The following is a 12,239-nucleotide window of genomic DNA, read 5'->3' on the forward strand; positions in this document are numbered from 1 at the left end:
ACAAGAAATAATGAAAAGGTTACAGGCTTTAATAATTCAAAATAAGGCAACTTTACTCGCCATGCTTATAGGTTTGATATTGGGATACTTACATTGGTATTTCTGGGGCTGCTATTGGGGAACCTATCCCATGTCAGCAGAAATGTGGACCAACTGTTGTGCAGGATCTCTATCAGGTGGATTTGTCGCAAGTCTATTATAATGCTAAAAGATATGGAAAAGAAATATGATTTAGGCCTGGCTTTAAGTGGGGGTGGAGCGAAAGGTTTTGCCCATTTAGGGGTTATTCAGGCTCTAATTGAAAAGGGAGGTAATCCGGATATTATTTCAGGAACCAGTGCCGGAGCATTAGTGGGGGTATTTATCGCTGACGGTTATACCCCGGAAGAAGTTATGAAGATCTTTACATCTAAAAAGAAAAGAGAATTCGTTGATTTTACAATACCCTATAGCGGTATATCAAAAATGACACATCTCTCCAATTTATTAAAGAAATATATAAGAGCTAAATCCTTTGAAGATTTAAGGATTCCTCTGCATGTTGTTACAACGGATTTTGATAATGGAGAAATAGCCAGCTTCTCGAGAGGGAAACTTATAGAACCAGTAATAGCATCATGCTCTGTCCCAATTATCTTCACCCCGGTTGTGATAGACGGTATCCATTATGTTGATGGAGGATTACTAAAGAATTTACCGACAACAGTGATAAGGCCATATTGCAAGCAATTAGTTGCAGTTAATTTAAATACAATCTACAAAAAAGAGTTTTCTAACTCGTTCAAGGGAGTAGCCGAAAGATCACTTCAATACTTAGTGAATTCTAATATAGAAATAGATAAAATATCTTGTGATATATTAATTGAACCAACATTAAAAGAGTATACTATGTTTGATTTAGAACATGCTGAAAAGATATTTTGTATAGGATATGACTCTGTTATGGAATACTATCGGAGTTAACAATATTTACATTCTTTATTTTCAAAGGTTTTGCGAATATTATACTCTTCAAAAAACATATGAGTAAAACTAGTACTATGAAGCAATTTATTAAAGATATAAAAGAAAGCATTAACAAAGAGATTCTACTAATCGAATCTGAAGAAAATAATATCTTTCAGAAATCAATTAGTATTATTTCCTTATTGGAATCTACATTTGATAAATTAAAAGAGTTTGTCTCAAATTATAAATTCGATGATCAACAAGATGAAATTACTTTTTTCAAGGAAACTAAGCCTCAATTATTTAGTATCCTGATATATTATCGAAAAGTATATAACTTAGAAATGAGAATGCCTACGGGAAGTAATTTAGATAAGAAGAACTATTTAGAAGGAATATTAGCTAGAATTAAGTATTTCTTTGATAATAATGCTGATTTTTATCAATACTACCGTTCCGGAAGTACCCATCTTGATAAATACTATTTTTTGAGAGGAAAACCAGATATTCAGCTAATTTTGGATTGTTTCTATTTTGAAAGAGATACAAAATTTTCAACAAGTTTCGATTTCAAAGTTGCAAAAATGATTGCTAATGAAAGATTAACAGTTTATATAAACAATAAGCTATTGAATATAAGTAATCTACAGCAAAGTATCCCTGAAGGTCTAAGTTTACCTAAGACAAAACTAACCTGGACCGCAAAAAAAGCTGAGCTTGTTGAACAGATTTATGCTTGGGATAGTGCAGGATGTTTTAACAATGGAAATACAAATATTAAAGAGCTAGCGGAATACATTGAAACTGTTTTTAATATCAACTTAGGAGACTTCTATCATACATTTCTTGAAATACGAGAGCGCAAAGGCAGCCGAACTTTATTTTTAGATAAATTGATCAAGCTTCTCGAAGAAAGAATGAACGAATTGGACAATAAATGAATCGAAATAATAACTTATATTTGTATGAATAAAAAGAAAAGCAGGAGTATTCTGAATACTTCTTGACATATATAACATAACGTTCGCTGTAACGTCTCTACATAGGAAACTGGCACTTTTCAAAATTAAGCGAGACCAACAGATGCAATGTTCATGCTATGCAGTTGTATAGCGTGGATTCGCCTGTTTCGCTTGTGGGTATGCCAGTACCTCTATGTAGAAGCTTGTGAGATCCACGCTTTTTTTTGTATATTATATACCTAAAACATACTGAATATGAGAAAAATAAAATTATATATTGCCACATCTATTGATGGATATATTGCTGATATAGGCGGCGGACTAGACTGGCTTTCAGCATATCCAATTACACCTGAATTAAACTATGGGTATGATGAATTCTTCAATTCTGTTGATACTGTGATTATGGGTGGTAGAACTTATCGGGATATTCTAAATATGGATGTAATCTATCCATATAAGGACAAGATATCCTATATAATTACCCGAAATAAGATGAATAATCCGAAAGAGGATATTCATTTCGTTTCTGAGAATATAATAGAAGCTTTATCAGAGATCAAAAAACAAGAAGGTAAAGACATCTGGATCGTAGGTGGAGGTGAAATTATTTCCATGCTTCTTGACAATGATTTAATAGATGAAATGATAATTACAATCATACCTATGATGCTTGGATCAGGAATTCCTTTATTTCCCAATATAGCTAAGGAATTGACTTGGAAGTTAGACAACACCCATTCATACAGTAATAATGTATTACAGGTTGAATATCATCGAGATATTGAGCTTTAAATACTATAAAAATAAAATTCCAATTACCCAAGTTTATCCCAAGCTTGGGTATTTATTTTTTCATACTTTTCTACATGAAACAGTCCTGAAAATAGCCATCAACAATATAAAATACTTCACTGAAACCTTATACCACAGATTCTCTTTCAAATAAATTAAAATAATTAAATGAAGGACCTTATCTATTAGTAAACTAGGCACTTATCTGAAAATAGTTATCCCAACTTGGGCTTTTAAAACTTCTAAATATCAGACCTTTGTTTCAAACAAATATGATATGGAAGTTATAACAATAGATTCAGAAGCATTTAAAGAATTAATCAGAAAGATTGATTCGATTACCGACTACATCCGAAATAATGATACGTCCAGTACATCTAAAGAATTGGACGAAGTATGGGTCGATAGTTATGAAGTATGTACCTTTCTACGGATAAGCGAACGGACTCTGCAACGCCTTCGCTCCAATCAACTTATCTCATATTCGATTCTGTCAGGAAAAACCTATTATACTATAGGAGAAATAAAGCGTATTCTACAGGAACACTTGGTTAAAACCGGTGAAGAAGCACTTTCTGATCTGATAAATAGCCATCAACAGTATATTGAACGCAGGAAAAGAAACAAACCTAAAAAGTAAGGTTATGATGATAGACGATGAAATATTCGAATCCAATATAAAGGGACTGGTCAGGCTTCTCAAACGCATAGATGAAAAAGTTGATAAGCTCCTGGTTTCTGAGAACAGTGGTGTATTGGGAGAGCGTTTACTTGATAATCAGGATTTATGCCTTTTCCTTAAAATCACCCCACGTACCTTACAACGTTATCGCAATTTAGGATTACTCCCTTTCAAAACAATCTGTAAGCGGAACTATTATAGGGAATCGGATGTCAAAATCTTTGTAGATCAATACTTCGGAGGCAAAGATAAACTTACAGATAAGGATAAATGGCAAAAGAAAAAAATATTGTAAGAGCGAGTAGCAATGTTGTATTTCATAACTAAAAAAACCTCTCTATCATGAGGATATCGAGGGTTCTTTTTTAATATACTTTTATGGTATTCTAGTCTCTAAACGAGCTAATAGATATCTTGCAAATACACTAACTGTGTGATATCTAAATGTAGAATCTTCTTCATCTGAGATACCTGGATGAGAACCTGTAGGGTGTAATCTTTTCCACAAACCAGCAACATACGATTTGTCTAATGGATTTGTCGATATTGAGACTTCATTTAAAGTTCTTAATAAAAAAGGCGGATTTAAATTGCTTAGTTCATTTTGTGCACTACCAAAATCAGTGCAAGTTGATGTTGAGTTTAAATTATGTGCGATCTCAATCAATAAAGATTCAATAAAGGTTCTAAATTGTCCATTAGCTGCAGCCCAATTCGAACTTGAATGATTACTTATTGCTTGTACAAGATGAGCTTTTGATGTTGAAAAATTAAAATGGTCTAATAATCGGATCAATTCATTTTCTGTATTTGTTACTAATAATTCTTCGGGTAATAAGGATACGACTATTCCATTGTTAATTTTAAAGCCATCTCTTTTCAAATTCATACTTAAGCTTGTATACGCTTCATTAAATAATTCATCCATGTTTTCATTATCGCTATCCTCTTCTACTAAATCGGTTAAAGAGAATGGGTCATATCTTAGAGATGAACTTGTCGTAGAATCCCTTTCTGATTCAAATTTATCAAAAACGTATTTTATAGCATCCTTTTGCAAATCTCCACTATATGGACCCGTTATTTGATTATCATTTAAAGCTATAAGTATTTGATTCGCTTTCATACTCTTAGATAGGTTTAATCCATTATGTTGAGATTGCAAAGGAATATCCATTGTAATAGCAAACCGCTCTAATTCAGCAGTAGTCCATGTTTCAACTATACGTATAGTTTCTAAATTTGTAGTTTTCGACAGCATAAAATAAGATTTTTAATTTACCGACACTAATATACAAAATTAGTATAAGAGAATAGTTTATTAACCAAAATATACGATCGTATAATTAATTATTTCTATATTTTAATTCCTCTAGAAATTTGTTCTTCTTTCTTATTAGTATCAGAACCTACTTTTCCGATCAATATACGATCCCTGTTTGCATCAATAATCTCCTTAATACTCATTGGTTTCCCTGAGCGAACATTATTTACAGAATCAACAGACTGTACAGGAGTAACTTTTTGAACTTCTTTCGGTTCATCTTTGGTTGTCAGAGTAAGCTGAATTTGTCGATCCAAAGCGACCAATTCTGTTTTCAATTCTTTTAATAGAGGTTCTTTTTTGAAAGAAGAATCAATAACTTCTTTTAGTATGGGTAGATCTTTAGATAGTTTTTCATTATCGGTGTGGTATTTCTCAATCAATTTAGGAATACGCTCCAAAGCATTCAGAAAATTCATAGCGGCTAGTTTCGGATCAGTAGCGATATGTCCGTTATTGTAGTTGTACTTTATTCCACCCTCCCCTTCTATAAAAAATCGGTTATCTTTAAAGATCGAACCTTCTTTTTGACTGTCCTCTGTCTTTACAAGAAGTTTAAAATCATAGAGTGTACCTATGGTGAAATACTCGTTATTGGTGCGGGCATTATCCGATAAGTGATTTAACTTTTCTCCGATAATTTTCAGATCAGATGAATTTATCCCTTCCAATTTTACAGGATTCAGTTTATTCCCCTCATTATCTGTCTGAGCACGATTACTGAATGCATCCCAGTCTTTTGTCATGCGGTTTATCATTTGGGTATTTCCTTCGATGGTTCGGGTACTATCCTCATATTTGAAAGTCGCTGAAGATTTACTCTTGACAAATGCTTTCTTCTCACTTTCCAAAGCATTGATCTTTTTCTCCAGCTTGGCTTTCTCCAATAAATCGGTATTACCTGAAAGAATAGCCACATACTCCGAGAAATTCATGCCTGCACTTTCATCCATGCTGCCCTCATCAATAGTACGACTGCCCAGACTATTATTCTTTAGCTGATTGATAAATGTCTGTTTATTCTGTAACAGATTGAACTTATAGGAATCAAGGCTTTTCTCAACTGCATAGATAACCACATCGACTTTGTTATCTGCATATAGTTTAGCGATTTCATTTCCTTTACGAATAGCACGCCCGTCCCGTTGTTGCAAGTCAGATGGTCGCCACGGTGTATCCAAATGATGGATAGCTACAGCTCTTTGCTGAGCGTTTACTCCTGTTCCCAACATCGAAGTAGAACCAAACAATACTCGGATACGCCCTTCATTCATTCCTTCAATCAATGTTTTACGGGCATTATCTGTTTTAGCTTCCTGAATAAAGCGTATCTCATGTCCGGGAATACCATGATCCTCTACCAGCTTTCGCTTAATCTCTGAATACGGATTCCATTCATTGGGTTTATATGTGCCTAAATCAGAGAATACAAATTGTGTTCCTTTATTGGATTCATATTTATTGTAATACTCTGCTATTTTAGCTGCACAATGAGATGCTTTGTTATCGACATGGTCACCATATGCCTGATTAATCATACGCATATCCAATGACATCTTACGGGCATAGTCGGTCGCAATCAGCATCTTTGCTTTATCTTCTTTTTCAGTCAGTGGAACTCGGCCTAGTAATGTCGCATCTCCTGTTTTAGCAAATTCCATTAGTTTTTGAATAAATATTTCCTGCTGCGGTGTTGGTGGGATATTGTACAGTATCTCATTCTTTTCGGGACGGTCTATGCCAATATCTTTTGCTGTCCGAAAATCAGTAATCTCTGCATAAAAGTTCGCCAGTTCAGGGACTTTAATAAAATAACGGAAACGTTCTTTCTGTACGATCTGGTTGGTAACAGAAAATTCATAATCGGTTGTTTTTTTGGCATAGATTGCTGCCCATGCATCAAAAGAATTGATACCCTGATTTTCCAATTCTTTCGGACGAAGATATTTGAATAACAGATATAATTCTGTCAGGGAGTTGGATATGGTCGTCCCCGAAAGGAATGTAGCTCCTAAGTCTTTACCTGTACGCTCCTGTATCGTACGAACGGCAAAGAGCATATTCAAGGCTCGTTGGCTTCCCTCAGGATTACCTAAGCCTGCAACACGATCATGTCGAGTGGTAAAAGTCAGGTTCTTAAATTGATGAGATTCGTCTACAAACAAATGGTCGATTCCCATCATTTTGAAATCTACCACATCATCCGTGCGGTTCTTTATCGTATCGGCAAGCACACTCAGCTTTACCTCCAGATTCTGTTTTCTTATTTCCAATCCCCGTAACATGCGTTTGGAAGCGGATTTACCTTCAATCTGTTCGATAACACGAAGATTCTCTTCGACCGAATCCAGTTCTGTTTGGAATATCTGTTGCTGCATTTCAGGAGATTGGGGTAGCTTTCCAAATTGATCGTGCGTCAGGATAACGGCATCCCAGTTGTTGTTCTTTATATCATTGAAGATCTTTACCCGTTTACTTGGTGTAAAGTCTTCCTTTCCCGGATAGAGAATCTTTGCATTTGGATATGCTGTTCTAAAGGTATGAGCTATTTCGTGTACATTGGCTTTTAGCCCTAATATCATCGGTTTGTTAGCTAACCCTAATCGTTTCATTTCATAGGCTGCAATACACATAATAAGTGTCTTTCCTCCACCTACTTCGTGATCAGCTATGCCTCCGCCTATGAGTTTTTGCATCCATATACAGTCCTTCTGACTCGGATATAAATCGACAATACCTAAAGCTTTCAGGTCAAGATCAGGGAATGTCTGGTGTGAACCATCGTATTCAGGACGGACATAACAGTTGAATTTTTTATTATATAGATCTGCTAACTTATTTTGAAATTCGGGAGACTGGTTGTTGAGCCAGTCGGTAAAACCGTTTCGTATCTCGTCTATTTTGGAATTTGCTAATTGGATTGCTTCTGGGTCTGCGACTTTTATACTTTTGCGTTCTCCGTTCTCATCCAATACTTCAATTGTCTTGGTGATATTCGGAGTTGTGTTAAGCAGTGCATGCTTCATCAGATGGATGCCTGTGAAAAGCTGCTTTTCACTTTGTATAGCAAACTTTTCATTAATAATCAGGTTACTTCGTTCGGAATTGACAGTAAAATCATCACGAGAGGCATAATATTCAATATTTACATTGGTTTCAAAAAGTGTACTGGCATAATCCCGATAGGTTTGCATCGGTATCCAGCGTTCTCCGAAGTTAAAATCAAGTTCCGCATAGCGGATTGGTTGTGGAATAGATTCTTCTAATACTTTAAGGGCGGTTTGTGATGCCGGATCATTCGGGTGATTCGTGAGATAATTTTTGACTTGCTCTGCTTTTTCAATTACATTTCCTGAAATAAACTTATCCCGTATCTCAAAGTTTTGGATCATCGGATTGAAATAGATCTGCCCTTCCAGATCATTTAAAACCTCTTCCCGCTTTTTATTATCCAATAGCGAGAGCATATAATCCAGATGAATCTCTCCATATTTGTTTAATGATGCAACTAAAGCTTCACGAGAGGTTTCTGTATGTTTTATCTCATCAGGATTAAAACTTACAGGTCTCTGAAATATATCCGCCTTTTGCAATCTTCCGTCTATCCTGCGTTCTAATGCAAGAATCGCTGTTCCGGAAGAATCCATCTTGATTATATCCAGATTCTTCTTATCGTTCAGATTTCCATAGAGCCTGAAAAAAGAATCATAGGAGGTATTCAGGTCTTTTCGTAAATCAGGTTCTTCAGTCAGATTCTTGGCTTCATAGTCGTACAACTTATGATACGCATCCCGTAATTGGATATACCTGTCAACCTTTGATTGCTGTATTGTCGGCAGATCCAAGGGCTGAAACACAGCATCTGTCCTGTAACGATCTTTCAGATAGCCGATCTGCCCGTCATCTTTGACTAATGAGCCTTGCTTATGGTATTCTTCCAATATGCCGGAGAAGGGTCGAAGTTCCATCGGTGGTTTTGGTTGCTCTTCTCTGACAACTTGTTCGGGGCTGGGTTCAGGCTTTTGTCTCTCATTGGAGGAAAACAAACTTAACTGTACAGGTTTCTGATTGGGTTGAGGTGTGCGTTTTCTTTTGTTCGGTTTAATCTGTGTACGCTCGGCTTCTGTAAACCCAAACAAATCATATAAAGACATGGTTGGTTGTGATACATTCAGCTCAATAACTTTAACTTTAGCTTTTTCTTCTGCTACTTGAGACTTGTTATTTATTGCAGATGTATTCTGAACAGCCTTTTGATTTTGTGATGAATACTTATAGTATAAGTTCAGATCGAGATTCAGTTTAAAATCGGTATTTAACATCTGCTTTAAATCAGAAGAAATAGCTTCCATTCCTCCTTCATGTAAGAATACCTGTGCCGGTTTTCCATAAGGATCGGTATCTCTAAATCCTTTGGTATGGACTATTCGTTGTAGATTTTCAAAGCTGCTGTTGATTGTTATACCCGATGAAAGCTCATAGGTTGTCAGGAACTTTTTCTCTTGACGGGTTAGTTCTTGCTTTAGTGTATTCTTTTGCAGAACGATTAAATCGCTACCGACTTCTGTTCCTGCATTTTCTACAAAGAGGTTATTCGGTAAACGGATAGCTGATACCAGATTGGTATTATTCATTAGCCATTGCCTTACGGCTTGATTGTTTGGTGAGTTTAATACACCCTGAGAGGTAATAAATGCCATCAATCCTCCTTCACGCAATGTTTCAACTCCTTTCAGAAAGAAATAATTGTGAATGGCCCGAGTAGAATCCCTATGCAGTTTATCTGTTTTCATAAATTCTGCATCGAATACACTCATCTCTCCAAAAGGAATATTGGAAGTAACCACATCAAAATGATTATTATATCGGCTCTCAATAGTTTCAAAGCCATCTACAATAACTTTATCATCAGGATTGATATGAGATAATATTTTACCAGTCAGAAGATCCTTTTCAAAATTAATGATATCAGCTTTGAGGTAGCGGAAAGAAAAAGCAGAGGAAAAACCACCCATGCCTGCTGATGGGTCCAACAGGGTATTTATCTGTACATCGTTATCACTGAATGTATCGGCTAGAGCCTGAACAACTAAAGGCGGAGTATAGAAAGCTGTCAGTACCGAGTTCTTTATACTATTGATATATTGCTTATACTCTATAGCAGAATCGGTATTATCCCTGATTACCCGATGCAGTTCGGCGACCATCGGAAATAACTCCAGTTCAGATTTTGCCCATGATGCTGTATCTGCCAGACTATTGACAGGATTAAGTACACATTTGAGGCCTCCGAATCCGGTATATTCCATTAATATATCCTGCTCGATTTCGGTAGCTGGGCGTTGTTCTTTTTCAAGGGTAAAAACGACCTTAACTGCATCGATATTGGCTCTCAGATGAGCCTTTTTATTATAGCTCATGTTCATCCTCCCATATATCTATTAATCCAACCAGTTCCGTATAGAGTAGATTGTATTCGGCAGAATACGCAAACTCATCATGCAGGGTATATTCTGTAAAGACTTCTTCACAGAGAGGGAGTAGTAACATTGTTTTCTGAAAGACTTCGCTTTCGGGGATATAGGAAAATTCCTCTAAAAGAATCGAACGGACGGTATCGAATTTGGAGAATAAAAGCCCTTCATATAAAGCTTTACAAGCCATTTCTTCGGCCCGGTCGTGAGAGTAACCGTCTTTTATTGCATTGGAATAGGCTTCAGCTGCAATATCTGCTCTTGTTTTAATGAATTGGGAATCTTCTGTTTTGTCGGGATGGCTTTCCTGAAGATAGGAATGAAGAAGTAGTCCGTAATAGGACAACTCCTGCCGGTTATTTTTAGCTTTCATTGTGGTGGAAATTAGTGGAGGTCGGTAGACCGTTTTTAATAATGTAGTATAGGGGATTGCTTATAAAAGCAGAACGGCTCCCGGGTTTTCCTTTCCCCGAGAGCCTCCACTAATTTCTCAAAGTTACAAGCTGGCCAAAGTACCTCCCGATACAAAGCAGCCTATGAAGTAAAGTTGTAGAAATCAGCGGTAAATATAGGGATTTATCTGTTATCTTCTTATTCCCCGGGATTGTTGCTGGGACTCTTCCTGTTCCTGTTTATTCTCCTGCTTTTCTTTCTGTTTTTCGGTTGGTACGGTCTGCCCTTGCTCTAACGGCTCTCTTACTTTCTTGGTCGCTTCATTGGTTTTTCCTTCCGAATTAACGGCAATCTGAACCTTATGGCGGTTATCGGGCTTAACTGTACCTTGTTCCAATGCTTTCTTGTAATCGGTAGCAAACATGAAGTCGGTTTTACCCGTTTCGGGTTTCCACGTAATGTAGCCATTGTAGTTTTTTCCGTTGCGATCAGTCAGACCACTGACATAAACGGTTTTTCCTTCATTCAGGCTCGCCTGCTGATCTTCGGTTAGTTCTTTCTTGCGGAATGACTTTGGGGCTTCTTGCTGGCTTTCGGATTGGTGTTGGGATTGGCTTTGCCTGGGGGTATTCCCAAAATGTATTTCAAGACCTCTTCTGTCGGCATTAATCTGAACCGTACCACTGAACAGAGTGTCTTTCTTCGATTTCATATCTTCTAAATAAACACCTTTTCCTTCTGCCAAATCTTTCTTCTGTTCCTCGCTTAGTTTGATCCCTTTAAATTCATCCGGTATTTTTATCCTGTCGGCACGAAGGGCTACCAGTTCATTGGTCAGTTTATCTATGGAGACAAAAGCATTCATCTTCATACCTTCTTTGGGTTCAATCTCAATCAGTCTTCCTGCATTACCTGTTTGGCGAAGATTCTCTTTATCTTCTTTTGTGAATGTTGCTCCCATAAAAGGATAATTGAGTTCGGGTGCATTACGTATATTGTGAATACGCAGTTTGATATTACCCTCCGCATCTTCTCTGAAAGACAAACGGGCATCGGAATAGACGGCTTCTCCCAGAGCTTCGGTTTTGATAGTAAGCAGTACAGGGGATTTTTGCCAGTTGAACATCGGCTCTAAGCTACCTGATTTTTCGAGTTTTTCTTTGGTGATACCTAATTCTGCCAACTGATCCCAATTAATTCGGGATTCATCCAGCGCTTGATATTCTTTTGGAGCAAAAGCTTCAGGTAAGATTTTGTAGGCATCTAATGCTTCTTTATTGGATGGATTATCAGGATCTTTCAGCATTTCTTTGAGAACAGGCGTAATACTCTCAAACAACTCTAACGGGATTTTAAAGAAATGAAAATGTGTAGGATCTTTACTCTGGCTCAGGAAGTTTTTGAAGAAGTTTTCTAATACATCGGCATTCTTGTCGATTTTTAGGAAAGCGGGTTCATTCTCTTTGGTTGCTTTAACCGTTTTAGGTGTACCGTCTTCATTAATACCGCTGACAACATTCAGGTTGTTACTATTTTTTTCTGTGACTAGCAGAATTTCTTGGTCATTTACTTTTTCATTCATAAAACTAAAATTAGTGATGCATCAATAGCAATGCTTCACTAATTTAGAATGAAAAGATCGCTATATAATTGATTATAAA

10 protein-coding genes are annotated in these 12,239 nt (G+C 36.6%); 6 read left to right on the plus strand and 4 right to left on the minus strand.

Annotated features, from left to right (window positions below; translation table 11 throughout):
* Window positions 1–10 precede the first annotated feature (10 nt).
* The 6 genes from HMPREF9456_RS14460 (at window position 11) to HMPREF9456_RS14485 (ending at window position 3,682) form a co-directional block, all read left to right on the plus strand.
* Window positions 11–202 carry a hypothetical protein gene (locus HMPREF9456_RS14460; protein WP_006844297.1) on the plus strand — a complete coding sequence of 64 codons (192 nt, stop codon included), beginning with the start codon at window positions 11–13 and terminating at the stop codon, window positions 200–202.
* Window positions 203–213: 11 nt separating this feature from the next.
* Window positions 214–963, plus strand: coding sequence for a patatin-like phospholipase family protein (locus tag HMPREF9456_RS14465; protein ID WP_006844298.1), 750 nt, complete (start codon window positions 214–216; stop codon window positions 961–963).
* A 77-nt stretch (window positions 964–1,040) separates the two neighbouring features.
* Window positions 1,041–1,889: an RteC domain-containing protein gene (locus HMPREF9456_RS14470; protein WP_006844299.1), complete on the plus strand. Its 849-nt coding sequence runs from the start codon at window positions 1,041–1,043 to the stop codon at window positions 1,887–1,889.
* A 276-nt stretch (window positions 1,890–2,165) separates the two neighbouring features.
* The gene (locus HMPREF9456_RS14475; protein ID WP_006844300.1) at window positions 2,166–2,705 is read left to right on the plus strand and encodes a dihydrofolate reductase family protein; all 540 of its coding nucleotides are present in this window, start codon (window positions 2,166–2,168) and stop codon (window positions 2,703–2,705) included.
* A 277-nt stretch (window positions 2,706–2,982) separates the two neighbouring features.
* On the plus strand, window positions 2,983–3,345 hold the full coding sequence (locus HMPREF9456_RS14480; RefSeq protein ID WP_006844301.1) for a MerR family transcriptional regulator: 363 nt from the start codon (window positions 2,983–2,985) through the stop codon (window positions 3,343–3,345).
* 4 nt (window positions 3,346–3,349) lie between these two features.
* The gene (locus HMPREF9456_RS14485; RefSeq protein WP_006844302.1) at window positions 3,350–3,682 is read left to right on the plus strand and encodes a helix-turn-helix domain-containing protein; all 333 of its coding nucleotides are present in this window, start codon (window positions 3,350–3,352) and stop codon (window positions 3,680–3,682) included.
* 81 nt (window positions 3,683–3,763) lie between these two features.
* On the opposite strand, the gene HMPREF9456_RS14490 is transcribed toward HMPREF9456_RS14485, so the two are convergent.
* From HMPREF9456_RS14490 to HMPREF9456_RS14505, 4 genes are all read right to left on the minus strand, one after another.
* A complete protein-coding gene (locus tag HMPREF9456_RS14490) occupies window positions 3,764–4,648 on the minus strand; it encodes a hypothetical protein (protein WP_006844303.1) in 885 nt (294 codons plus the stop codon).
* 95 nt (window positions 4,649–4,743) lie between these two features.
* Window positions 4,744–10,131 (minus strand): helicase-related protein, encoded by a 5,388-nt coding sequence (locus tag HMPREF9456_RS14495; protein WP_026177129.1) that lies wholly within the window; start codon window positions 10,129–10,131, stop codon window positions 4,744–4,746.
* Window positions 10,121–10,558, minus strand: a complete 438-nt coding sequence (locus tag HMPREF9456_RS14500) for a DUF1896 family protein (protein WP_006844305.1) — start codon at window positions 10,556–10,558, stop codon at window positions 10,121–10,123. The genes HMPREF9456_RS14495 and HMPREF9456_RS14500 overlap by 11 nt, the downstream gene beginning before the upstream one ends.
* A gap of 210 nt (window positions 10,559–10,768) precedes the next feature.
* Window positions 10,769–12,160: a DUF3945 domain-containing protein gene (locus HMPREF9456_RS14505; RefSeq protein WP_006844306.1), complete on the minus strand. Its 1,392-nt coding sequence runs from the start codon at window positions 12,158–12,160 to the stop codon at window positions 10,769–10,771.
* Window positions 12,161–12,239 lie beyond the last annotated feature (79 nt).

Origin of the sequence: Dysgonomonas mossii DSM 22836 (assembly GCF_000213575.1) — a bacterium.
GTDB lineage: Bacteria > Bacteroidota > Bacteroidia > Bacteroidales > Dysgonomonadaceae > Dysgonomonas > Dysgonomonas mossii.